The organism is Marinoscillum sp. 108, from assembly GCF_902506655.1.
Lineage (GTDB): Bacteria > Bacteroidota > Bacteroidia > Cytophagales > Cyclobacteriaceae > Marinoscillum > Marinoscillum luteum.
On sequence record NZ_LR734808.1, the window covers coordinates 658,894 to 684,258 of the forward strand.

Consider the following 25,365-nt stretch of genomic DNA (forward strand, 5'->3'; position numbering starts at 1 on the left):
GGATGGTTGATCATAAAAACATAACGGTCTTATATGTAGATGATGAAAAAGATAACCTCTTTGTCTTCAAGGCTAACTTTAATCGGAAATTTGAAGTGATTACTTCTATTTCTGCCATGGAGGCTTTGGATGAACTGGAGGAGCATCACAATCAGATCATCGTGGTGATCAGTGATATGAGAATGCCGGTAATGAATGGTCTGGAGTTTATCAAAATTGCCAAAGCCAGGTATAGTAAAATCTTTTATTGCATCCTGACAGGGTATGGCTATGATGACGACATTCAGCAGGCCCTATCCGATAACCTGATTTTGAAATGCTTCACCAAGCCCTTTGATGCCCGCGAAATAGAAGATACCATTCTCCTGGCTGCCGCCAGTCGTTTGCAAGGCTGACTCAAAAAAAAATGATCACTCGTTAATGTGTCTTTTCGTCCCAAATATCCACTTTCCTGTCGAATAGTTGTCTTATAAATCACCGAACGGATATTAGCTTACTCAACCAGATAGAACCAATCATTTGATTCCGAAACCTTATAAAATTTTACTAACCATATTTTGGCTTGGCGCACAGGTAGGCTTTGCCCAGACAGGACCTGGAGGTGTGGGTAATACCACAACCAACAGACTTTGGCTCAAAGCTGATGGGAATGTATATAGTGATGCGGGCGTCACTGTGGCTACTGATGGAGTGGCTGTAAGACAATGGAATGATCACTCCGGTAATAATAACAATGCCTCGCAGGCTACTTTAGGAAACAGGCCCGTTTATGCAACGAATGTCATCAATGGACAACCGGCACTCAGATTTACCGGTAACACTTACATCGATCCGGGAGCATTAGGGATAGCTGGTACAGGAGGCTTTTCTTATGTGATTGTATTTAAGGATACCAGTTATACTGCAGGAGGAATGTCTGACGGAGCAGGTGATTACTTGATTGACCGGACACCAGCTACCAATGAGCTTGCTGGCTTGAAAATTGCCAATACCAATAAATATGGCTTTCAGAAAAGGACGAACGCCGGGGGTGGACTAGGTGGGCCGGTAAGCGCCACCGCTGTGAATACTACCAATTTTCATGTGATAGACTATCAACGTCAAAGAGGGACTTCCTATCAATTGTATCTCGACGGATCCCTCGACGCTTCTGTAGCGGATGCAGATGGCGACCTCACTCCGCCTGTACCACGTATAGGTAGGCATTTCAATACTGCCAATAATGGTGTAAAAGGGTACATCTCAGAGCTGATCATCTACAATACTCACTTGAATACTGCTCAGCTCAATATCATCAACACTTATCTCGCGGCTAAATACAGCCTGACCATAGCGAATGATAAATATGCATATGACAGCAATCATGGCCATGAAGTAGCCGGGATTGGACGTGAGAACGCCAGCAACACACACACAGCGGCCATGTCCGGGGGAATACTGCGAATATCGGGAGCCAGCGCTTTGGGTGATCTTGATTATCTTCTTTTTGGGCATGACAATACTGATGTGACCTCCACATGGACCTCCACAGAGACTCCTTCGGATAAGTCAGGAATTCAGAGACTTTCCCGGGAATGGCGGCTGGATGAGACAGGGGATGTGGGAACAGTGGACGTAACAGTGGATGTCGCTACACTGCCATCTTTACCTGTTGATCACACCCTATATGCGCTGATGGTAGACTCAGATGGAGACTTCAGTAGTGGAGCGAGTGTATATGAGCTTACCTTTTCATCTGGTACGGAGTACACCGTAAATGCTTTAACCATTAGTGATGGTGATCATGTGGCGATAGCTGCTATAGAGCCTCTGGTTCAGCATACACTCAGTACATCCAGTGATTTTGAGCCAAACGATGCGGTGGTAGAAGTGGAGCTGAATTTTATTACTGCAACTGATAGGACAGTGGATTATGATACTTCGGATGGTTCAGCCGCAGCAGGGAGCGACTATACTTCTGTGACCGGAGGTACTGCTACGATACTATCGGGGACTTCATCGGGTAGCTATACCATCAGCATCACCAATGACGTCACGGTAGAGGATAGTGAGGATTTTGACATCACATTGAGCAATCCTTCATCAGGAATCACCTTGGGGAGTATTGTTTCGCACACCTATACCATTTTTGATGATGATAACTCCAGAAAAATTTATTTGGATGCCTCATCGTCCAGTGGTGATGAAAGTGTGACAGGAGTATCTGTATCCATCTCCATCAACAACATCGATGGCGTGAATCCTACTTCCGTGGATTATAGTGTGACGGGAGGAACTGCCACTGGCGGGGGGACGGACTTCACACTAGCAGCCGGCACGGTTACTATCGCAGCAGGAGGCTCATCCGGATCGTTCAATATTACAATCAATGATGATGCGCTGTATGAAAATAATGAGACCATCATTATTACCCTATCCAACCCTGTTAATTGCAACCTGGATGGGGTAGCTCCTTTGGGAGGTACGGGGTTCATTGTGTATACCTACACCATCAATGATAACGACTCTCCTCCGGTCATTCAGTTTACGACAGCTACTTCAAGCGGATCGGAAGCTGTCAGCTCCGTTAATTTTCAGATAGATCTGGATGCAATATCTGGTCTAAATTCGACGGTGAGTTATGCCGTGTCTGGTACAGCCACGGGCTCGGGCACTGATTATACGTTGAGTAGTGGCACGTTTACCATACCTGCAGGGAGTGCTTCCGGCAACATCACCGCTACTGTGGTGGATGATGCTGTTCTTGAGCTGCGGGAAACCATCGTGATCACCATCTCTTCACCTGTGAATGCATCTCTGGGTACAAATACTGTTCACACTTATACTATTTTGGATGATGAGTTTTTCGGATACACTGGTCCGGGAGGTGTGGGAGATGCTAGCACCAACAAGCTTTGGCTGAAGGCGGATACGGGTGTATTCGCTGATGCCGGGAGCACCATGGCTACAGATGGCAACGGAGTGCAACAATGGCAAGACCTATCGGGTAATGCCAATCACGCAAATCAGGCAACACCCGCTAATCAGCCCATCTATCGCACCAATATTGTCAACACACAGCCCGCTATGAACTTTACGGGGGACACCTATATAGATGCAGGGTCGCCAGGTATTGCCGGAGATGGAGGGTTTACTTATTTCGTTGTAGTAGAAGCCACTTCCTATGCGTCGGGCTCCACATCAGATGGCTCTGGCGACTACATCATTGATAGAACGGTAGATACTAATGAGCTTGCTAGTCTGAAAGTAGCTAACACCAATAAATATGGTTTTCAGAAAAGGGATAATTCCGGTGGAGGGTTGGGTGGCCCAGTGACCACCACAAACATTAATACATCTGCCTTTCAGATGGTAGATTATATGAGAAACCGTGGAAGTAATTATCAGGTTTACCTCAATAGCACTCTGGAAGGCACATTAAGTGACAGTGATGGAGACCTCACCCCGGCAGCTACCAGAATCGGACGACATCAGTCCATAGCCTCAGCTGGGCTGAAAGGATATATTTCCGAGTTGGCCATTTACAATTTCGGTTTGAATACCGCGCAGAGGATCATTGTAGATAATTATCTGTCAGCTAAGTATGGAATTACCATTTCGAACGACCGATACGCCTATGATACTCCGGGAACCTATGAGCACTATGTGGCTGGTATAGGGAGGGAAACGATATCAAGTTTTCATCAGGATGCTCAGGGCCCTGCCATTGTCAGGATCTACTCTCCCTCAAGCCTCGATGATGGCGATTACCTCTTGTGGGGGCACGATAACGCTGATCCCATGTATGGCCCGCGGTTCATTGCCTGGACAGATCCGCCTGCCGGGATCGACAATGCCATGCACAGAACCTGGCGGGTGGATGAGACGGGAGAGGTAGGTACCGTTTCTGTAAGTTTTGATCTGACGGGCTATGAGGTAGAAAGCGGTAGCCACCTCAGACTGCTCGTTGATAGTGATGATGGAGATTTTGAGAATGCCACACTCTATCCGGTTTCGTCTTATACAGATTCGATTGCCACTTTTGATAATATCGATTTCAGTGCTGGCCAATGGTTCACCATTGGAAGTACCGATGAAAAAACAATATTACCTATTGAGCTGCTGAGTTTTGAGGGACAATTTATCACCAACAGAGTGGACCTCAAGTGGGTGACTGTTTCCGAACATGATAATGATTACTTCACGCTGGAGCGAAAAGGAAGGAATGCTGAGTGGTTGATACTGGATAGTATACAAGGTGCAGGTGACAGTGACCAGTTGCTTACTTATGTCTGGTCCGATTGGCAGCCGATAGATTTTGCGTATTACAGACTGAAGCAGACAGATTATGATGGGAAGTTTACCTACTCACAGAGTATTGTAGTGATGGCTGAGTACCTGGGGCTGCCTGCTTTTAATATTTATCCTGTCCCTGCAGTAAGCACCATTACTCTTTCTGGCAACATCAATCGTCTGGATGGCTTTTCAGTGTTTGATCCGGCCGGACGCAATGTTACGTACTTAATAGAAGTGCTGAATCATGCCCCAGCACGGATAGAACTGGATGTTAGTACGTTGCCCAACGGAATCTATTTTATTCGTTCCTCTGGGGCTGTACGTAGGTTTATTAAAGAGTAGTCAATACTCAACAAACTGCCTCAGGCGCATGAGTTCACTGTGGATCCTATCTACCTTGGTTTCTAATTGCTCTATTTCTTCAAACCGCCTTTCCTGCCGCTTTTGTAACATTTCCATTTGAAGATATCTCAACTCAAGCTGAAGTCGGGAGGTACTCGTTTGGTAAGAAATCTGTAACATGTGACTATTTGGTTTAAGTTTTACTGGCTCAATTAAGGCGATGGAGCAGGTGAAGCAATAAGCGGTCCATACTCCTGATGCCGTTGCAATACCTTTATAAAATTGATGAATCAAGGATTATTGAATGCTGGCTTCTCGGTGAGTGGTTGTTGATACACGTCAAGTGACCATTGGCTGCCGGTGAGGTGTGATGATTTCAGATGAAGTGAGTATGCTTTGAGCATATAAGGTGTTGCATTTGTCTATTTAAGAGAAGTACGCCATCCGGAAATGGCAAAATTGTCATGCGTATTTTACATTCACAGTTAAACTTTTGAAGCATGAAATATTCACTGGCGTTCTTATCACTTATTCTAATTGCAAGTGCTTACGCACAGGATACCCCTGTCTTATCCATATCAGGAGTAGAGGTACAGCACAATCAGATTGAGAAGGTCAGTGGATCGTCCAGACTGAATCACACGGTAGATCTCAAGGATTTTGAGGTGTCAGATGTGCTCAGTGCGCCCAATCCCTCACCAGAGGCGGTTGCGCTTTACAGGTATATACAGGATATGTTTGGCAAAAAGACCTTGTCTGGTCAGATGTGGGCTCCCTGGGGGATCAATGAAATTGATTACGTGCAGAATGCTACGGGCCTGAAGCCGGCGATCGCCGGCTTTGATTACATCAATGAGCCGTCCAATGCCCTTGAAAACCAAAGAGCTATAAATTATTGGAATGATGGTGGTATCTCTACCATGATGTGGCACTGGGGAGCACCGGGAGTAGGAGAAGGGTATGAGAACAGTAAAGCAACGATAGATATTGATCAATGCTTCATTGAGGGCACTCCTGAATATGAGGATTTTTGGGGAGACCTCAAGCGAATAGGGGACTGGCTGCAAAAGCTGGAAGATGCCAATGTGCCAGTGCTCTGGCGACCACTGCATGAGCTCAACGGTAACTGGTTTTGGTGGAGCAAAGGAGGTTCGTCACAGTTTAAGCGGATATGGATTACCATGTATGACTATCTGGTGCACGAGCGGGAGCTTAACAACCTGATATGGGTGCTCTGCTATACCGGTGATCCCAATGGCGCCTGGTTTCCGGGGGACGAGTATGTAGATATCGCTGGGGCTGATACCTATGACAATACCACCGACGCACACCTCACCATGTTCAACGATGTGCTGGAATCCGTAGGTGGTAACAACTACCCCGTTACTTTTCATGAAACGGGCAACCCGCCCGACCCGGAAGATTGCATTCGCACGGGGGCCATGTGGTCGTGGTGGATGATCTGGCATACCGACTGGCTCACAGGAGTAGATGAGAACTACCTGCGCAATACCTATCAGAGTCACCTGGTCATTACGCTGGATGAGCTTCCGGATATCAAGAATGACTATGGCTGGGATGCAGAATGCGCTCCTTCCAAAATTACAGCCTCCATACGACCAGGCGAATCAGCCGATTGGTACGAAACGAATAAAATCGGGGTGGATGATGGAAGTGGCAGCATCACTTTCAGGGTAGATACGGATGACACTGGTACCTGGAAATGGAGTGGGTATGGCACCGCCGGTGCGGCTGATGGATCAGATACAGAGCGGACAGTGCCCCTGAATGGATTGGGTACCGCCACCGCCACATTTACCAATGAATGTGGAGCCATTACCACTCAAACTTTTCATGTGGTGGACGATGTGTTGATAAGGGGTGTTTTGGCAACAAGACCAGAGACCGGCACAGTGTCGGTGTTTCCGTCTCCTACCTCAGATATCCTGAAGATCAGGTTTAGAAATCCAGACAGCATTTCCGGCGCACGCACCACTGTTTACAACCAGGAGGGACGCCTCATGCTGGAGCAAAGGTCCAAAGGGGAAGGAACAACCCTTAACATATCATCACTCCCCAGGGGAATATACCTGGTGGTAGTGGAGCAGCAGGAGAGCCGCTCGGTGGTTAAGATTATCAAGGACTAGAAATCCCCGGTATGCTGGTTGACAAATGGGCAAGTCCATCCAAAAAATAGCGGGTCTGTCATAGATGTCATGGTGAAGCCGCTTTCTATTCAGGGATAATTTGATTAAATAGGGCCGTCAACTCGTAAAAGAGTGCTAACCTATGGTCAACCACACTTATCTCACAAATGCCTGAACCCATACAGGAAAGACGCCTGAGTCTGCTACAAGCCACTGCCATCAATATGATCGATATGGTGGGCATTGGCCCTTTCATCACCCTTCCGATGGTCATCAGTTTGATGAACGGCCCATATTTTCTGTACGCCTGGATGGCGGGAGCGGCTTTGTCTTTCATAGACGCCATGGTGTGGAGTGAGCTTGGGGCAGCGTATCCCAGGGCCGGGGGCTCTTACAATTTTCTAAAAGAGACTTTCGGTAAGAGTAAATCTGGAGGATTGATGAGCTTTCTGTTTGTCTGGCAGACCATGATACAAGCACCTTTGGTCATCGCTTCAGCGGCCATTGGTTTTGCTTCCTACTTTTCTTACCTGCTGCCGCTCGGCCCTGTTGGGTCCAAAGTAGTGAGTGGGGGCCTGGTCATTTGCATTGTGATCATGCTCTTTCGCAGGATTGAAGTCATAGGCCGGATCAGCGTAGTGCTGTGGGTAGCCGTGTTGGGCACCATTCTCTGGATCATCGGTGGTGGCGTGGCTCATGGCAATTTCCTTCAGCCTTTGATAGACATCAATAAAGACCTCAACTTCAATTACGCCTTTGTAGCTTCTATCGGTTTTGCTTCTGTCAAGAGTGTGTACAGCTATCTGGGCTACTACAATGTGTGTCATTTGGGTGGGGAAATTGTCAATCCCACCAAGAACATCCCAAAGAGTATGTTTCTTTCTATTGGTGGAATTTTTGTCCTCTACATGTTGATGAATGTGAGTGTGGTGAGTGTGATTCCGTGGCAAATCGCCAAAGAGAGTGAGTTTGTTATCAGCTTATTTATGGAGCAGCTCATGGGACCCATGGCGGGTAAAATAGTGACGGTGCTCATTCTGCTGGTGGCGTTTTCTTCTGTATTCTCTGCCACGCTCGGGTACAGCCGCATCCCATATGCTGCAGCCGTGGATGGTGCCTTTTTCAAACCCTTTGCCAAGTTGCACCCGAAGGGCAACTTCCCATACGTCTCGGTACTGTTTTTAGGGGGCATCGCTTTCGTATTTAGCCTCATCTTTAAGCTGAGCGAGGTGATCAGCGCCATATTGGCCATGCGCATTCTTGTGCAGTTCATTGGTCAGGCCGTGGGGCTGCTGATGCTGAGACAAAAGCGCAAAGACTTTCCTTTCAAAATGCCCTTTTATCCATGGCCGGTGTATATCGCCATTGCTATGTGGTGTGTGATACTGGCTTCTACAGGGTATCAAATGGTGCTTGGTGGACTGCTTTTTGCGCTACTGGGCGTAGCTGCTTACTACATCAAACAGAGAATCAGTACGGCTGGAGGTAGTTCAAAATGAGCTTTAGAGGGGTTTGAGGTTAGATTTTGTGAAAATTTAAAAAATCTAAACCATTTGCTTTTATGCCCGTTTATTCTTACTGTTGCAGTGTATTAGTTTCATAGTACACTAGCTTAACGCAGAAGCATGATACAGATTGATCAACTTTCATTTGGTTACAGTAAGCAAAAACCGCTTTTTGAGCAAGTGAACCTTGTTTTGCCTCCGGGCAATATTTATGGGCTTCTTGGAAAAAACGGAGCGGGCAAATCCACCCTGATCAAAATGATTGCCGGGCTACTGTATCCAACTCAGGGGCAGATTGAGGTAGCGGGTTTTCAACCCAAAGACCGGTATCCTGAGTTTTTGCGGGAGATCTATCTGGTGGCAGAGGAGTTTTACCTGCCTTCCATTCGCATCGATCGGTTTGTGAAGATGTATAGTCCCTTTTACCCCAGATTTGATCAGGAGCGGTTTGAGGGATATCTTTCCGAATTTCAGCTCACACAAGACCAGAAACTTTCAGCATTGTCTTACGGGCAAAAGAAGAAATTTCTCCTGTCGTTTGGTTTGGCCACAGATTGTAAACTCTTGATTTTGGATGAGCCTACCAATGGTCTGGACATCCCGTCGAAGAGTCAGTTTAGAAAGGTGGTAGCCAATGCGATTCATGAGGAGCGCAGCTTTATGATCTCCACTCATCAGGTGCGTGATATGGAGAATCTGATTGATCCGATTATTATTCTGGATGAAGGCCAGGTGGTTTTCTTTCAGGATTATGCCAGTGTGTCGGACAAGCTCACGTTTACCAGACAAGCCAATCCACCTGAGGAGAAAGGACTGATCTATTCAGAATCCAATTTTGGTGGGCATATTGTGGTAAAGGAGCGCGGATCAGAGGAGGAAACTCATTTGAGTCTGGAACTTCTGTTCAATGCCGTAGTGAGTAGCAAAGAGAAAATCCGTGACATATTTCAGAACTGAGCCATGAACACAAAGAACTTTTTTGACTTTTCAAGATTTTGGTCGTTGCTCAAACTGGAACTGTTCAGGAGTAGGAAAGGTGTATTCATGACCTTTCTGATCGCTTTTGGCTTGTTGTTTTTTGTGGGCATGTTACTGGCTATTGTCACAGAGCCAGATATGAAAGTCTTCGATCACTCAGAAGGTTATGCTTACACGCTCATTTTGGGTGGATTCATTTTGAGTAGCCTTGCCTATAGTGATCTTGGTAGTACACTGAGGAGATATACCTATCTCAACCTTCCGGTCTCTACGCTTGAGCGGTTTTTGTCCATGTGGTTTTTGACTTCCATTGTATGGATAGTACTGTTTACACTCACTTACACCGCCTATACCTGGGTGGCCAATTACCTGGGACAGCTATTATTCAGTAGGGTTACGTTTTATGCTTTTGATCCTCTGAGCGCATTTACGATCACCACCATGAAATGCTATTTTGTGCTGCAGGGAATCTTTCTGGTAGGAGCTGCGCATTTTAGGGGGTATGTTTTCCCAAAAACAGTAAGTGTGTTCATTGTGCTGGCAGTGATCTGCGGCACGGTTGTTTACTTCATGTTGCGGGAGCCTTTCCTATCAGAGCACGAATGCTCCGGTGTGGATTGTGAGCTGATAGATGTCATAGCGGAGCAGCCTATATGGGCCATTATCAAATGGCTTTTTTGGTGGATCCTGGCACCGTTGAGCTGGGTCATTACTTATCTGGGTTTAAAGGGGCAGGAGGCGTAGCATGGACTTTAAAGACAATCAGGCAATCTATCTGCAAATAGCAGACCTTTTTTGCGAGAATATCTTACTGGGGAAGTGGAATGCCGGAGACCGGATCCCTTCCGTGCGTGAGATGGCGGTAAACACTGAAGTGAACCCAAATACAGTCATGAGAACATTCAATTATTTGCAGGAAAAAGGAATCATTTTTAACAAACGGGGGATAGGATACTTTGTCTGTGAAGATGGTTTTGAAAAGACAAAAGCACTCAGAAAATCTGATTTTGTAAGCCAGGAGTTACCAGGGCTTTTTAAAACCATGGAACTTCTCAATCTGAATATGGAGGACATTCACGAGTATTATCAGCAATTTAAATCCAGTACCTGAAAACCGAAACCATGAAAACAAGTAAGAAAATACTGCTGATCGTTGCCGGAATCTTCGGAGGGTTACTGATAGTGAGCCTTATTAGTTTCCGTAAGGAGACTATGGCGGTGGTCAGTGATATTCAGGCAAGAAGTCCTTTCGCTCCAGTGGCAGTTGAGGGTTTTGATCAGGTGGATTTTTCAGGCAAATGGAACGCGAAAATCAGGTTTGGCCTGGAGCAGCGGGTGCTCCTTCAAACCGGACATGCGGAGGGCTTGAATCTTGTGTTGGAAAATGTAGACGGCACTCTTTATCTGAAGACTGCTAGCAATGGGGAGTCCTTAGATACTATTCATGTGAAGATCACGGTTCCCAGATTGCGTACCATCAGGGCATCGGGTGGCGCCATGATAAATTATGCGGATTTTGACTCAGATACGCTGAGGGTTGTACTTGAAGGGGGTAGCACCTTTTCGGGTTACGAAAATGTATTCGATTATACCTCTTTTGAGGTGTCTGGGGACAGCCAGATCAAACTGTCAAAATGATTCAACAGTAAACCATATAACAAAGGAAAAAGTAAACTAACCATTTAAACACCACCATGCCACTGGGCTTGCTTCACAGTAGGATACATCACTATTGATCAGGAGTGGTTTGCCCGGTGCGTTCTAAACAATTAACGATGATGAAAAAAAATCGACTCAGTGCGATACTGGGATTACTATGTCTTGTCAGTAGCGCAATCGGCTCAGCTCAGCCACAGCACACCATTAGTGGTTATATCAAAGATGCCAGCAATGGCGAGGCGCTGATAGGGGCGACCGCATACGTGAGTGAAATCGCTAACGGAGCTGTTTCCAATGCCTATGGATTCTATGCCCTAACATTACCTAAAGGAACCTATCATGTCAGTTTCAGGTACATGGGCTATACGGATATACACAAAGAGATAGAACTGACCGGGGATCTCCGACTGAATCTGGAGCTTCATGCAGGAGAGGCACAGCTGGAGGCGGTGGTGGTGACTGGTGAGGCTTTAGATGAGAATGTGCAAAGCATTGAAATGAGCACTGCGGTGATGGATATTAAATCCATAGAAAAGATGCCTGCATTTGCCGGAGAAGTGGATATCATCAAGAGCATTCAGTTGCTTCCCGGAGTATCCACGGTCGGCGAGGGTGCATCTGGATTCAATGTAAGGGGAGGAAGTGTGGGCCAAAACCTGGTGCTGCTGGATGAAGCTCCGGTGTATCAGTCATCGCACATGTTTGGCTTTTTCTCGGTATTCAATCCAGATGCGGTCAAGGATGTGAAGCTGTACAAAGGAGGTATTCCCGCCAAATATGGAGGTCGCCTTTCATCCATACTGGATATCCGCATGAAAGAAGGTAACAACAAGACCTATGATGTGACTGGCGGTATTGGCACTGTTTTCAGTCGCCTCGCGGTGGAAGGGCCGCTTAAGAAGGACAAGTCTTCTTTCATCATCGCTGCCCGGCGCTCGTATGCAGATGTGGTGGCCAGAACTTTCACTGATGCTCTGGAGGACGATACCGGATTGTATTTTTATGACCTCACTGCGAAGACCAACTTCAATATCAATGAGAAAAACAGGGTTTACGTGTCAGGGTATTTTGGCAGAGATGTATTTCGGTTGGATGAATTTCAGGGGTTTGACTGGGGAAATCGAACAGCCACAGTCCGGTGGAATCACCTGTATGGGAGCAAACTCTTCTCAAACATCACAGCGTTTTATAGCAACTACGACTATGGTTTTCAGCTGGGAGAAAGCGACCTGGATAAGTATGACTGGAAGTCGGAGATCAGCACCTATAATTTCAAACCGGAATTTACCTGGTTTATCAATGCGGGCAATGAGCTCACGTTCGGAGGGGAAGCCATTCTCTACCAGTTTGAGCCAGCCAATGCCATCACCGTGAGTGATGGAGTGACTGCAGACATCAGCCTGGACCACCGCAAAGCCCTGGAGACCTCCCTTTATTTGGGAAACGACCAGCAGCTCACGGATCGTCTGACACTCCAATACGGGTTGCGGTTCAGCAGATTTGACTACATGGGCGGCACCGCTTATCAATATGGCGATACCCTCCCGGGGATGGAAAGGCCCCTGATTGCTGTGGAAGAAAAGAGCGATTGGGAAAGCATCAAAACTTTTGGCAACCTCGAGCCCCGGGCTTCATTCAGGTACCAGCTTTCTAAAGTGACCTCCGTCAAGGGTAGCTATAACAGGATGAATCAGTACATACACCTGATCTCGAATACCACAGCAGCTACCCCCATAGATATCTGGCAGCCCTCCAGCAATAATACCCGCCCCCAGCAGGGTGATCAGGTGGCACTTGGGTATTTCAGGAATTTTCAGTCCAATACCTATGAAACCTCCGCAGAGGTCTATTACAAGTGGAGTCATAACCAGGTAGACTACATCGATGGAGCGGATCTTTTCATCAATGAGTTTCTGGAATCGCAGTTACTCTCTGGCAGAGGCAGGGCTTACGGACTGGAGCTATATGCCAAAAAGAATACCGGAAAGCTGACGGGCTGGGTAAGCTATACGCTTGGTAAATCAGAGCTGAAAGTGGATGGCATCAACTATGGCTATCGCAAAGACCGGGTGGGAAGCTGGTATCCGACCAAGTTTGATCAGCGACATAACCTCAAAGTGGCGGCTTTTTATGACTTGAGTAAGAAGGTATCATTCTCCTCAAATTTCAGTTTCATTTCGGGTACACCAACGACCTTTCCTACAGACAGGATCATGATTCAGGAGTATGTGATTCCATACATCGATGGCAACAAGCGTAACAACTTCCGTATTCCGGCCTACCACCGACTGGACCTGGCCATGACCATCAACAATGTGTGGAGAGGTAAGAAGGGCCGTTCTGGTGAGGATAATCTGGTGGTTTCCGTGTACAATGTCTATGCGCGCAAGAACCCATTCAGCATTTACTTTTCTCAGGGCCGTGAGCGCCAATCAGCGGAGCAGCCCATAGCTACTTCTGCCAACCAACTCTCCATGCTCGGTACGTTGATTCCTGCCATTTCTTACAATTTCAAATTTTGATCAAATGACTACTGTAACAAACAGGGTGCGTCGGTTCACACAAAACCATATACTCATTATGAAAAATATATTCCTTACTCTCGCCACGGTTTTCGCTTTTGCCTGCGAAACCGAAATCACTCCGAAGCTCAATGCTCCGGCCGAAATCATCGTAGTGGATGCCTGGGTCAATCAAAAAATGGAACCTCAGAAAATAAGAATTACCAGGTCTCAGCCCTATTTTGAGCAATCCATTCCTAAGAAGATCCCGGGTGCTCATGTGGTGATAGAAGATCTTAATTCGGGTGAAATCTATGAATTTCAGGAGGAAGCTGAGTCATACTTTTGGTACCCCACTGACCAACCGTTCGGAAAGGTGGGACATCAGTACAAGCTCACGGTGACCGTAGATGATCAGGAGTTTGAGGCCTTTTCACTGATGGGCAGGGTGCCGCCAATAGACTCCATTATTTTCCATTACAACCCCAAGGATATGATCGTGAAGAAGGAGTATTATACTGCGGAGTTTGTGGCTTCAGATCCTGCAGGAGCGGGGGATGCCTACTGGATCAAGGCATGGAAAAACGGGGCCTTTCTGGGCAATCCCGGTGAACTCAATATGGCTTATGATGCTGGCTTTTCGGCTGGTCAACCTGTAGATGGCCAGGAGTTTATCATTCCCATTCGCAAGGATTTTATGAACCCATACGATCCCCATCCTGAGAAAGCCAATGAGCTCCTGCCACCCTACGAGGTGGGAGATTCTCTCTACGTGGAGATTCACTCGCTGGATCACCTGGCCTTTGATTTTCTCTATGGGCTCTATTTTCAGATAGCGAGACCCGGTGGCTTTGCTGAGTTGTTTTCAATGCCTCTGGCGAATACCTCCACCAATATCTATCCGGTGGGTGATGAAGATACTCCGGTTACCGGCTTCTTCAACACTTCAGCCGTCAGCAGCAGGGGCTTAAAGCTCTCAGAAGAACTGGCGAAAGCATCAATGAAAGAGCACTAAATCAATAAATAGTAAATCAAATTTTAAAACATACGTCTATTAAAAAGTTAATGAATCTTTCCGTTCCAATTATCCTTTTGGTGATTCTCAGCTCCTGCGGAGCGAGCAATGCCTTCATTCTCAATCAAAATCAAAATGCGACTCAGGTGCATCTGGCCAGTGGCAATTACCGCGTAGTGGACAAGGTGCGAGGTAGTGCCGACGTGTCGTATGTGCTGGTTTTTGGAGGAATGAAAAAGAAACAACTCTTTGCCAATGCCTACGCAGACTTGATGAACAATGCAGACCTGACTACAGGGTCCCGAGCACTGGTGAACATGGTCTCAGAAGAACATATAGGGGGCGTGCCTCCATTCTTTTACAAACGCACGGTCACTGTGAGCGCCAACATCATTGAGTTTGACAAAACCAGCTCAGGAAGATAGAAAGCGCAAGGCCCGGAGGCGTTCATCATCCGGGCATGAAATTTTCAAATGATTGACTCACACTAAAACATATCGCATCATGAATACTATGAATCATAAAATACAGAAAAATCATGGGACACCCAGCTGCCTTTACGGGCTTGGCTTTGTTGGTGCAGCAGTCTACTTCATCACACAGGCTACCAGCTTTTGGGCGGGGGTATTGGGCGTGTTAAAAGCCCTGGTTTGGCCGGCCTTTCTCGTTTTTGAGGGGTTTAAACACCTGGGGCTATGAGTATGATTACCCAACCCACGTTGGTGCGTGATCATTCATTAAAGCTACTCAGTGGGTCGGCAAAAGTGTGGTTTTTATTCGCGGTTGCCGGCCAGCTCATATTTGTTTTTCATATTCTCCATTTCTATGGGGGAGCCACCATCAAGGGGGATTTAGCAGTCTGGAATGAGATTCTTTATCACGGGATTATTACGGGTGATACCATGGGCAACGTGGCCCTGGGTATTCATCTCCTGCTGGCGGCGATCATCACTTTGGGAGGCCCCATACAGTTGACACCATGGGTACAAAAGCATATGCGCAGATTTCACCGCAGGAATGGCCGGGTGTATGTGGTCACTGCCATTGTCATCAGCCTATCGGGGCTGTACATGATTTTTGGTAGAGGGGCCGTGGGTGGTCCGGTTATGGGAGCTGGAAATACCCTGAATGCCCTGATGATTATGGTTTGCGCTGTAATGACCATGTATTTTGCGATGATGGGCAAACTGGATGTACACAGACACTGGGCGCTCAGGCTTTATCTGGTGGTCAGTGGGGTGTGGTTCTTCAGGGTGGGGTTTGGCCTTTGGATACTCATTCATCAGGGTGCGCCGGGGCATACCGATACTTTTGATGGGCCATTTGATATTTTTCTGGCTTTTGGTCATACCCTCATTCCCGTGGCGCTGCTACAGTTATACTTTTGGGTGAAAGAAAAGGGCGGACCCGCCAGCCGGAAGACCATGACGCTTGGTCTGGTGGTGCTAACGGCCCTGATGGCCGGAGGCATTTTTATGGCGACTGTGATCTTTTGGCTTCCCAATAGCTAAAGAGCTTTTCAAAACTCTAAAGAGACCAATATGAACGTCCTTATTCTTAAATCGAACATATGCTCCAGGAAGAAAGTAAGACGGGTGGCAAAGGCGTTGGATTCCCATCCGGTCATCGAAAGGTGGACGGTGGATAGAGAGGACTGTGACCATGTCCTCAGAATAGAATGTCACAGCGCCCTGTCTGATTCGGACATTGATGCGCTCATCAGGCCCTACGGCCTTTATTGCGAAGATTTACCAGAATAGAATAATCAAAGTAAAGTATGAAGCTTTGTGTGAGGATCAGGAAAGAAAAGCATATGTTTCAACCCGTGATCGTGATCACCATTTGACGGGACCTCTTATGTTTACTACTTCGATGAAACGTTGTTGTCTTTGGGTATTAATGTGCTTGTTGGCTGCCAGGGTTTTGGGAAATTCCATATCTGGCCAGGTACTGGATGCCGAGACGCTCTTGCCGCTCCCATTTGCCAGCATATCGGTGATGGACAGTCAGCTGGGTACCATATCCAACTCAGAAGGGTATTTCGTTCTGAGTAGTGAATCTATTTTGGGTACAGACACGCTTCTTTTTAGCTACATGGGGTATGAGACCTTCAAGAGAGCCATTCAGGATTTCGAGAAGAGTCCATTGGTTTACCTTCGGTCGGTTGAGATCAACCTCGATGCAGTCACCGTTTACTCCAGGCAGTTGACCGGTCGGGAAATCATCGGGCAGGTCCGGGAGAATTATTCAAAGAATCATCCTGAACGGTCAGAGATGCGGCGCATGTTTTACCACAAATTTGAGCGAACGCCCTTCCCAGAAGACAACCAGATTCATGTGAAGCACTCAGACTTTGTGGGAATGGACAAGGCTACCATTGAAGGGTTATTGAAAATGCTCCCCGATGAGTTCACCGAGTATCAGGATGCCGTCCTCTCATTCTATAACTATGAAGACAAGCACAAGCTGGTACCTGTGGAGGCTATTTCTTTGGAGGAGGACGCCATGCAGGACCTTGAGGCCATCTTTGAGAAAAAGCTGGGTGCTTTTTTTGAGGACATTGAAAAGAGTAAAGGCAATCAAGAGATCTATTACAAGTTCCGTACTGGTATTTTTGCCATGAAAGCCGATACCAACCCCAATGAGGACACGGGGGCTTTGGAACCTCACGCAGATTCCTTGCACTACCGCGTACCTACCACTCAGCTCGATGGAGAGGTGTCCTTCCTGCTCAAAGACTATGGTAGTCTCAGGAGTGATAATTGGGAGTTTATCACCAAACCAAACCGCTACGATTACAGGATGGAAGAAGTGACGGTTTTCAATGGGGAATTGGTCTATCAGATAGCGTTTACTCCCCGGGAAAGAGGCTTGTTTGAAGGAACCTTGTACGTCTCTACGCAATCCTTTGCCATCCTCCAGTTGGATTTTGCTTATGCGCCAGGGAAGACGAGTGAAAACATCCATTTGTTGGGGTTTGGCCACTCGATGAATTCAAAGCAGGGACGAGTCATTTTCGAAAAAGGAGCGGAAGGGTATTTTGTGAAATACATCCAAGCAAAGCAGCATGAGACGGCTTCTATAGCGCGTGATTTCACTATTATGAAAAAGCAAAAACGCTTTTTGATTGACAAAGAATTGAATGAAATCAAATTGGAGGCCTCTCTGACTTTTGAGATACATAGCGATTGGGAGCTGCTGATCCTGGACCGGAAACCCCTTGAAGCGAACGAATTTGAGACTGTGAAGCAACCTGCGCTGGTTCGTTTCAGAAAGGAGTATTCCAACGCACCTGACTTGTGGGATAATCGTACCGTGATCGCACCAAGTGCCGAACTGATGAAGTATACGAGGAAGGAGTGAGGCTCATTGGGTCCACAGGTTACATGTTTTTCAGGGTTCGATATTTAGAAAACCCCAAGTGAACAGCCTTTTTTGAGCCAAAGAGGTAGTTATAAAATCACAGAAATTTTATAAATTCCTTACCAACTGGAATGGCTCATTTTGACCCAGTTCGGATTGAACGTTTTCTATACAATCAAAATCAATTCAATGGCTTCATTCACTCTAAAAATTAATGGCAGTAGTCAATCTGTCGAAGTAGATCCTGATACCCCGGTACTTTGGGTACTGCGGGATCACCTGCGGCTGGTAGGCACCAAATACGGGTGCGGCATGGCCCAGTGCGGCGCGTGTACGGTATTAATGGACGGATATGCGGTAAGATCGTGCTCCCTGCCTGTGAGTGCAGTTGGGGATAAGGCTGTGACCACCATAGAGGGGTTGTCAGAAAAAGGCGATCACCCCCTCCAACTAGCCTGGGAAGAAAAGGATGTGCCGCAGTGCGGCTACTGTCAGGCAGGTCAGATCATGAATGCGGCCGCCCTGCTGAGTCAAAATCCAAATCCTACGGATGAGGAAATCGGTGCAGCCATGAATGGCAACATCTGCCGATGTGGTACCTACACCCGAATCAAAGCAGCCATCAAAACGGCCGCACAAACGAACTGATCGCTAAAGACATTACCATGACACTGATTACAACACAATTCAATAGAAGATCCTTTCTGAAAGTATCAGCCGCCGCAGGTGGGGGCATGGTGCTGGGGTTTAGCTGGTTATCCGGATGCATGCCCAAGAGTGAAACTGCCCTGGCCATTCCTGAGGAGTGGTTTGACATCAATGGCTTTATCAAAATTGGCGATACGGGATTGGTGACCATTTTCTCACCCAATCCCGAAATCGGTCAAAACGTAAAAACTTCCATGCCCATGATTGTGGCTGAGGAGCTGGATGTGGACTGGAAAAACGTGGTGGTGGAGCAGGCCAAACTCAACACGGATCTTTATCAGGGCCAGATCGCTGGAGGTAGCCAGTCCATCAGACGAGGCTGGGAACCCTTACGCATGGCAGGAGCCACGGCCAGGAGGATGTTGATGGAGGCTGCTGCCAATGAATGGAAAGTGGATGTGAACGAACTCACCACAGAAAAAGGGGTGATTACCCACAAGAGCAGTGGCAAGTCCACCACCTATGGAGCTGTAGCCGGAGCCGCAGTTTCTATTCCGGTACCCGAAGAAGTGACCCTGAAAAATACCGCAGATTTCAAACTGGTGGGTAGCAGGGTACGCAATGTAGACGCTAAGAAAATCATAACAGGTCAGCCGCTTTTCGGTCTGGACTATCACCGTGAAGGCATGCTCATTGCCATGATTGTGCACCCGCCGGCTTTTGGTATGAAACTGAAGTCTTTAGATGACAAGGCCGCCCGGGCCATGCCAGGGATCAGGGATGTGTTCACCATCAATACTGCCCCTCAGGAGCGCCAGTGGTCGGATACCAATGCTTTTCCGGAACTGATTGCCGTGGTGGGCACCAGCACCTGGGAGGTGATGAAAGCCAAGAAAGCGATTGTGGCTGAGTGGGAGCAGGAGACCCCTCTTGAGAACACCGAAGATCATCAGGATCAGCTCGCACGAGCACTGGAGAACACCACTGAAGCGGATGTCCGGCGCATCGACGGTCAGCCAGATCAGGCCTTTGCAAAGGCGGCTAAGGTGATCGAAAGGACTTTTACGGCGCCTTTCCTGGCGCATAATACCATGGAGCCGATGAACTTCTTCGCGGATGTGACAGAAAACACCGCGGAGCTCGTAGGCCCGGTGCAAACCCCCGAATACATGGAGAAATCCATTTCCAGTTTGCTGGGGATGCCACTGGAGAACATAGACGTGAAAATGACCCGCATGGGTGGTGGCTTTGGTCGCCGGCTCTATGGGCATTTCGGACTGGAGGCTGCCGTCATTTCCCAAAAAATCAAATCACCGGTGAAGCTGGTCTACACCCGGGAAGATGACATTTCACAGGGCACGTACCGTCCGGCCTACCGGATGACGTTCAAAGCCGGGCTAAATGCGAACAATGAGCTGATCGCCTACGAAGTAAAAGGAGTGGGCATTGACAGCAACCCCATTTTTGCCAATCGCTTCCCTGCCGGGACGGTGGAGAATTACCGTGCAGTGGGTACAGCGGTGTCTTCCAATATTTCCACCGGTGCATGGCGGGCACCCAACTCCAATTTCACAGCGGGAGCGGAGCAGGCCTTTCTGGATGAGGTGGCGGAGGCTGCCGGTCAGGACCCGATAGACTTCCGACTGAAGCTATTCGAGCGGGCCATCAATGCACCTATTGGCGAAAAGAATGACTATGAACCAGCACGCTATGCAGGGGTGTTGAAGCTGGTCAAGGAAAAGGCCAATTGGGGAGCGGAGATGCCTGGCGTATCGAGAGGTGTGGCTGCCTATTTTTGTCACAACTCCTATGTGGCTCAGGTCATTGACCTGATCAAAGTAGAGGATCAGATCAAGATCAAAAAGGTATGGTGTGCGGTTGACTGTGGGATCGTGGTAAACCTGGAAGGAGCCCTCAATCAGATCGAAGGAGGAATCATCGACGGAATCGGCCATGCAATGTACAGTGAGTTGAGCTTCGTCAATGGGGCACCGGAGCAGAGCAATTTTCACAACTATCGCCTGATCCGGCACACAGAAGCACCCCTGGAAATCGAGACTTTCTTTGTGCAGAATGACATTAGCCCCACAGGTCTGGGTGAGCCTTCATTGCCACCGGCCATCGGTGCACTGGCCAATGCCATGTATCGTGCGACCAAGCAGCGTTATTACCATCAGCCTTTCAGCACGGCAGCTCAGCAGGAGCGAGCCGTAGAAATGATTTGATATGAAAGAAGTTAAACACATCATCGAGGCATACGAAAAGATTGATTTTTCTGCTAGGAAAGTGGTTTTGGCTACCGTAGTGCGGGTGGCAGGATCTTCCTATCGCAATCCGGGTGCGAGAATGCTCATCATGGACAATGGCCAGTGGGTTGGAAGTATCAGTGGTGGTTGCCTGGAAGGTGACGCCATGCGCAAGGCCCGGCAGGTGATGCGGAGCCAGCAGCCTGTGCTGGTGACCTATGATACCATGGATGATGACCACAATGAATTGCGAATAGGGCTGGGCTGCAATGGCGTGGTGGATGTGCTGCTGGAGCCGGTAGCAGCCCCGGGTGAGTCGCATTCGCTGGATCACCTTCGGGGGTTACTGACCCTCAGTAGCCTGGGTGTAGCTGCGCTGGTTTATCATTCTGATGATCATCATATTATCCCCGGTGAAAGACTGTTGCTCTTGAATGACGAGGGCCTGAACGCTGACTATTGCTCAGCCGCCCTCACAGACATCATAGGAGAGGATCTGCCATCGATTCTCACCTCCAAAAAATCAGCCACCAGGTCTTACCCGGTGGAAGGAGGCACGTTGGAGGTGCTTTTCGAGGTGGTAGAGCCATCCATCGAGGTACTTATATTTGGTGCTGGTGCAGATGCTCAGCCAGTGGTCAATTTAGCCAAAAGCCTTGGCTGGAGGGTGACCATCAGTGACGAATGCATTGCCCATCTGGCACCGGTACATTTTCCCATGGCCGACCAGCTGGTTTCCTGTCAGCGTGGCTTTGTGAATCGGGAGATTACGGTGAGTCCATACACGGCCATTGTGCTGATGTCGCACAACTATGACTATGACCTGGAAGTACTCAAGCAGATCGTTAAATCTGAAGCGCCTTACATTGGGATACTGGGCCCGAAAAAGCGTGCAGATAAACTCTTTGCAGCCCTGGAAGCTGCCAACATCAGCCTCACTGAGCAAGACCTGCAGAGGATTCACAGCCCGATAGGACTCGACATTGGTGCCGAAACGGCCGATGAAATTGCCCTCTCTATATTATCTGAGGTCCTGGCCAAGTTTGCCGGACGGTCTGGCGGATTTCTAAAGTACCATAAAGGGCCGATCCACAAACGACAGGGCGTGGACGATCAGGTCTTCAAGCAGGTGTATCTCCACTCAGAGCATGACCAACAGCAAATTGGATAAGCCGATCGTTGGTGGGTTATTGCTGGCCGCAGGGGCTTCCTCCCGCTTAGGACAGTCAAAGCAGCTGGTGGAGTTTGACCATCAACCCCTGCTCAGACGTACCCTGCAAACCCTTTTCCATTCGCATCTGAACCATACCATGACGGTCTTGGGCGCACGGGCTCAGGAGCACTTGGCGGTCATCGCGCACATGGCTACCGATACTTGCATCAATGAAGCCTGGGAAAAGGGGATGGGCCACTCCCTGAAGTTTGGAATGCTCAGGCTACTGGAAGCGCAGCCTGCGCTGGATGGGGTATTGATAGCGGTCTGTGATCAGCCATTTTTGACCACTGCCCATATCGACGGACTGTTGGATCAGTTTGCACACAGCAGGCATTCCATCGTGGCCTCTGAATACAAGGGCATACAGGGTGTACCGGCCATTTTTCCTCAGGCGCATTTTGGGGAGCTGATGTCCATCGGCGATGAGGCCGGGGCCAGAAAGGTCATTGCGGCCCATGCCGACCAGGTGATCTTACGGCACCTGGAAAAAGGAGAAGTAGACCTGGATACCCCGGAGGATCTGAAGCACCTTCGCCGGAAGGATTAAAGCCAAATCCAGCCTCTTGCGGGCTTGCGAAGGGTAAGCGAAGCAGACAACCCCACGCTGAACCCTCTCGGGAGGGTATGCACACCAACGATCGAGCGGGTATGAATGCCCTTATCACCCAGCACATTGACGAAAAGGTCCGAGGCGCCATTGACGATGAGGGGCGCTTCATCCCAGCTTTCGGTACTTTGATAGTAGGCATCGATGTGATTGAGCCCTTCTATTTGATTCACGGTGGTGTATTGATTGATTTGCGCCAGCACATTGAGTGCACACAGCTGCATGGCCTGATACCCGTCTTCGGTGTCCAGATCTTGTCCCAATCTCCCCTGATACAGGTACTCACCGCTCCGTATCGGAAACTGAATGGCCACATAGGCAATGCCACCTCTGATGTGAAATGAGGTATAATTTCCCCCCGGAACGGAGGGGCTCGGTAACTCCAGCCCCAGCTGTTCCAGCTTGTTTTTAATCATGGTTGGAATATTTTTTAATGTTGATCGAATACCAAACTCTGACCGTCTTCGGGGATAAATAGTTGCCCCGCGCCGATATTTTTTTTCAAGGCTGCCCTGAGCTCTGCTCTGGTGACCGTTTCGTGATCCAGCGCCCCCACATGGGTGACCACCACCTGGCTTTCGGGTGCATGGTGGCAGAGATCAGAAACCTGAGCGGCATCCATGATGAGCACCTCACTGTCCCCGGTGAATGCCGGTCCGAACACATTGTGCGCTTGGAAGAACTTATTGGCACCCGCATGACAGACAATGACCTCTGGCTGGTACCAATCAATATTTTCCTTCACGCCTTCATACCAGATGGTATCACCGCACCAGTAGATGGTTTTTTCATTTTTGTGGCTCAACACAAACCCTGAAACCTCACCCATCAGGGGAAGAATGCTGCCGGTACCATGTTGGCCCTGGGTTTTTGAAAGCCTGATCCCACCTATGTCCACCTGATCCTCTATCGGATGCACGGCCTGAAAACCCGCCGCCCGGATGGTCTCTGAGTCTTCCGGTTGGCAGTAGATGGGCAGGTCTTTGGGAATGATCGCCTGAGCCGCTTCATCAAAGTGATCGGGGTGCAGGTGGGAGATGAGGACATAGTCCACGCCCTTCAGGATCTCCTCAGTACTCATGGGCAGTGGTACGGTGGGGTTTTTGGCCTTTCCTGCAAAAGAGGGCTGTGTGCCTGCTTCGGCAAAATAAGGATCGATGAGAAAAGTGCTGCCCGCGTAATTGATTTTCAGGGTAGCATTTCGGATAAGTTGTAGTTCCATAGACTTTTTTTGAAATCAAAGCTAGGAGCAGCGGCAGGCAGGGAGCCTATTCAAAATTGCTAATTTGCCTCGGTGCGCAAGAGCGGGTAGAGGGAATTGGGCTCCTGCAGGCCCACCTTGTAGGCAATGTGCTCCAGGGTCATCTGGCCGGTTTTCAGGTATTCCTGAGCCTTGAGTATCCTGATATGGCGAATGAGCTGGTGCGGGGTGAGTCCGTACGCCTGCTTGAATACCCGAATGAAATGAAACTTGGACATGAAGACTTCCGCGCAGATGCGGTCCAGCGTGAGGTCAGGATCGTTATACGCACTAAAGATCAGGTCCCGTCCGATGGCCACTCTCTTCGCCAGCTCTTTTTGGGTGGCCCTTTTCTGTGAAGGAATGCGTTTGGTCACCTGTTGGTTTTGTGCGGAAAGCCTTTGAAGCAGCGAGCCGATGCCCGTGAGAAAATCTTCGGGACACAGTGAACGGTATTGATCCAATAGCCCCTTCATGGCAGGATCCATGTAATAGAGGTGGTGTGGCCACTCCGCAGGCGCTTCACTTTCGGCAGGAGGATCCAGCAGCCGGTTGGGGCTGGTGCCCATGGCATGCATGAGCTGACGGTAGGTGCTGAGGCTCAGGTGAAGGTTTTGCACTTCTACGGCTTCATTCGCTTCGATGCGGTATTCGAAGGCCTCATAGGGATTGATGAGGCAGAGCGTCTGCTGGCAGATGCGCAGATGCTTCCCGCCGACGCTGAAGGTGGCTTCTCCCGGTGATTTCAGTGTGAACAGCGCAAAGGAGCTTTCAGGGACAGATTTTTCGTAAGTGCGGTAGCGCGATTGCACCAGCACATCCGGCCATTTCAGGTGCTGGCCATCTGGCGAGGGCTGGTTTCGCAACCTGGAGATGGTCGACTGATCCGGAAATTGGCTGGCGAACATCATGAGGTCATGGGGTTACCACTTCGGGATCCTTCCATTGCTCCAGTACCTCTGCCGTGGTGGCGATGTGGGCAAACTCCCCGTTCAAACTGGCGATGGCCGTGTCGTGTATCAGCTGGGCACTAAAGAGCTGTCCGTCTTTCCCTTGCTTGCAAAAAGTAGCTGTGGCATCGTCTACCAGCGTGGTGTCAAACCCCAGGTTTCCGGCCATTCGGGTGGTGGTGGACACGCAGTGGTCTGTGGTGAGTCCCACGATGACCAGTTTCGTGATGTGGGAACTCTCCAGTCGTTGCTGGAGGTCGGTGCCAATGAAGGCGCTGTTGACATTCTTTTCGATCACCGGCTCTCCGTCCAGAGGGGCCACCAGGGGATGGATGGCATTGCCCGGATGCGAAGGGTGCAGAGGTGATCCGGGTGTGGTGGAGCAGTGTTTAATGTGGAAAACAGGGAGCCGGCGGGCTCTCCATAGTTGCAGGAGCTCGGAGGCACGCTGCTCAGCTTCGGGGTTGTTTCGTTCTCCGCCCCAGTAGGCCAGGTCGTCAAAGGCCGACTGTATGTCGATGAGGAGCAGCGCCGGGCCGGGTGTGTTGGTTGGTGTGTTCATTTGAAAGCAGTTGGTCAATGCCGATGAAACGGGCAATAAAAAGGCTGGGTTTCAGAAATGGGTGAATGAAAATGTCAGATGAGAGACGGTACCGTTGGTTAAAATACCCAC

At 48.8% G+C, this 25,365-nt stretch carries 24 protein-coding genes; 19 read left to right on the forward strand and 5 right to left on the reverse strand.

The genetic code is table 11. The features are described from left to right. Positions 1-2: 2 nt before the first annotated feature. Both GV030_RS02725 and GV030_RS02730 read left to right on the forward strand, forming a co-directional pair. Positions 3-395 carry a response regulator gene (locus GV030_RS02725; RefSeq protein WP_159579556.1) on the forward strand — a complete coding sequence of 131 codons (393 nt, stop codon included), beginning with the start codon at positions 3-5 and terminating at the stop codon, positions 393-395. Between the two features lie 124 nt (positions 396-519). After that, on the forward strand, positions 520-4,617 hold the full coding sequence (locus GV030_RS02730) for a Calx-beta domain-containing protein (protein ID WP_159579558.1): 4,098 nt from the start codon (positions 520-522) through the stop codon (positions 4,615-4,617). Here GV030_RS02730 and GV030_RS02735 read toward each other — a convergent pair whose 3' ends face one another. Beyond that, positions 4,618-4,797 carry a hypothetical protein gene (locus GV030_RS02735; protein WP_159579560.1) on the reverse strand — a complete coding sequence of 60 codons (180 nt, stop codon included), beginning with the start codon at positions 4,795-4,797 and terminating at the stop codon, positions 4,618-4,620. Positions 4,798-5,117: 320 nt separating this feature from the next. On the opposite strand from GV030_RS02735, the gene GV030_RS02740 reads away from it, so the two are divergent. The 17 genes from GV030_RS02740 to GV030_RS02820 all read left to right on the forward strand — a co-directional run bounded on the left by GV030_RS02740 (position 5,118) and on the right by GV030_RS02820 (position 22,442). Continuing rightward, positions 5,118-6,764, forward strand: coding sequence for a glycosyl hydrolase (locus GV030_RS02740; protein ID WP_159579562.1), 1,647 nt, complete (start codon positions 5,118-5,120; stop codon positions 6,762-6,764). Positions 6,765-6,931: 167 nt separating this feature from the next. After that, positions 6,932-8,263, forward strand: a complete 1,332-nt coding sequence (locus GV030_RS02745) for an APC family permease (RefSeq protein ID WP_159579564.1) — start codon at positions 6,932-6,934, stop codon at positions 8,261-8,263. 126 nt (positions 8,264-8,389) lie between these two features. Then, on the forward strand, positions 8,390-9,226 hold the full coding sequence (locus tag GV030_RS02750) for an ATP-binding cassette domain-containing protein (RefSeq protein WP_159579566.1): 837 nt from the start codon (positions 8,390-8,392) through the stop codon (positions 9,224-9,226). 3 nt (positions 9,227-9,229) lie between these two features. Further along, positions 9,230-9,991: a hypothetical protein gene (locus GV030_RS02755; RefSeq protein WP_159579568.1), complete on the forward strand. Its 762-nt coding sequence runs from the start codon at positions 9,230-9,232 to the stop codon at positions 9,989-9,991. Position 9,992: 1 nt separating this feature from the next. Then, the gene (locus GV030_RS02760; protein ID WP_159579570.1) at positions 9,993-10,358 is read left to right on the forward strand and encodes a GntR family transcriptional regulator; all 366 of its coding nucleotides are present in this window, start codon (positions 9,993-9,995) and stop codon (positions 10,356-10,358) included. An 11-nt stretch (positions 10,359-10,369) separates the two neighbouring features. After that, positions 10,370-10,885, forward strand: a complete 516-nt coding sequence (locus tag GV030_RS02765) for a GIN domain-containing protein (RefSeq protein WP_159579572.1) — start codon at positions 10,370-10,372, stop codon at positions 10,883-10,885. 137 nt (positions 10,886-11,022) lie between these two features. Next, positions 11,023-13,428 carry a TonB-dependent receptor gene (locus tag GV030_RS02770; RefSeq protein WP_159579574.1) on the forward strand — a complete coding sequence of 802 codons (2,406 nt, stop codon included), beginning with the start codon at positions 11,023-11,025 and terminating at the stop codon, positions 13,426-13,428. 58 nt (positions 13,429-13,486) lie between these two features. After that, a complete protein-coding gene (locus tag GV030_RS02775; protein WP_159579576.1) occupies positions 13,487-14,422 on the forward strand; it encodes a DUF4249 domain-containing protein in 936 nt (311 codons plus the stop codon). A 50-nt stretch (positions 14,423-14,472) separates the two neighbouring features. Continuing rightward, on the forward strand, positions 14,473-14,847 hold the full coding sequence (locus tag GV030_RS02780; protein ID WP_159579578.1) for a DUF6567 family protein: 375 nt from the start codon (positions 14,473-14,475) through the stop codon (positions 14,845-14,847). Positions 14,848-14,926: 79 nt separating this feature from the next. Next, positions 14,927-15,121, forward strand: a complete 195-nt coding sequence (locus tag GV030_RS02785; RefSeq protein ID WP_255465040.1) for a hypothetical protein — start codon at positions 14,927-14,929, stop codon at positions 15,119-15,121. Continuing rightward, positions 15,118-15,933: a DUF2306 domain-containing protein gene (locus tag GV030_RS02790; protein ID WP_159579580.1), complete on the forward strand. Its 816-nt coding sequence runs from the start codon at positions 15,118-15,120 to the stop codon at positions 15,931-15,933. Before GV030_RS02785 ends, GV030_RS02790 begins: the two co-directional genes overlap by 4 nt. Before the next feature lie 30 nt (positions 15,934-15,963). Further along, a complete protein-coding gene (locus GV030_RS02795; RefSeq protein ID WP_159579582.1) occupies positions 15,964-16,182 on the forward strand; it encodes a hypothetical protein in 219 nt (72 codons plus the stop codon). 163 nt (positions 16,183-16,345) lie between these two features. Then, a complete protein-coding gene (locus GV030_RS02800; RefSeq protein WP_159579584.1) occupies positions 16,346-17,785 on the forward strand; it encodes a carboxypeptidase-like regulatory domain-containing protein in 1,440 nt (479 codons plus the stop codon). Between the two features lie 189 nt (positions 17,786-17,974). Next, entirely contained in the window at positions 17,975-18,433 is a 459-nt protein-coding gene (locus GV030_RS02805; RefSeq protein WP_159579586.1) for a (2Fe-2S)-binding protein, read from the forward strand. A gap of 17 nt (positions 18,434-18,450) precedes the next feature. Further along, complete coding sequence (locus GV030_RS02810) at positions 18,451-20,658, forward strand: molybdopterin cofactor-binding domain-containing protein (RefSeq protein WP_159579588.1); 2,208 nt, start codon at positions 18,451-18,453, stop codon at positions 20,656-20,658. Position 20,659: 1 nt separating this feature from the next. Further along, positions 20,660-21,850: an XdhC family protein gene (locus GV030_RS02815; RefSeq protein WP_159579591.1), complete on the forward strand. Its 1,191-nt coding sequence runs from the start codon at positions 20,660-20,662 to the stop codon at positions 21,848-21,850. Beyond that, positions 21,828-22,442 carry an NTP transferase domain-containing protein gene (locus GV030_RS02820; RefSeq protein WP_159579593.1) on the forward strand — a complete coding sequence of 205 codons (615 nt, stop codon included), beginning with the start codon at positions 21,828-21,830 and terminating at the stop codon, positions 22,440-22,442. The genes GV030_RS02815 and GV030_RS02820 overlap by 23 nt, the downstream gene beginning before the upstream one ends. On the opposite strand, the gene GV030_RS02825 is transcribed toward GV030_RS02820, so the two are convergent. Genes GV030_RS02825 through GV030_RS02840 form a run of 4 tightly spaced genes read right to left on the reverse strand, consistent with a single transcriptional unit; the run spans position 22,439 to position 25,254 of the window. Continuing rightward, entirely contained in the window at positions 22,439-22,918 is a 480-nt protein-coding gene (locus tag GV030_RS02825) for a RidA family protein (protein ID WP_159579595.1), read from the reverse strand. The two genes, GV030_RS02820 and GV030_RS02825, sit on opposite strands and share 4 nt — an antisense overlap. 14 nt (positions 22,919-22,932) lie before the next feature. Next, on the reverse strand, positions 22,933-23,724 hold the full coding sequence (locus tag GV030_RS02830) for an MBL fold metallo-hydrolase (protein ID WP_159579597.1): 792 nt from the start codon (positions 23,722-23,724) through the stop codon (positions 22,933-22,935). A 59-nt stretch (positions 23,725-23,783) separates the two neighbouring features. Further along, entirely contained in the window at positions 23,784-24,608 is an 825-nt protein-coding gene (locus tag GV030_RS02835; RefSeq protein ID WP_159579599.1) for a helix-turn-helix transcriptional regulator, read from the reverse strand. A gap of 49 nt (positions 24,609-24,657) precedes the next feature. Beyond that, complete coding sequence (locus tag GV030_RS02840; protein ID WP_159579601.1) at positions 24,658-25,254, reverse strand: cysteine hydrolase family protein; 597 nt, start codon at positions 25,252-25,254, stop codon at positions 24,658-24,660. Positions 25,255-25,365 lie beyond the last annotated feature (111 nt).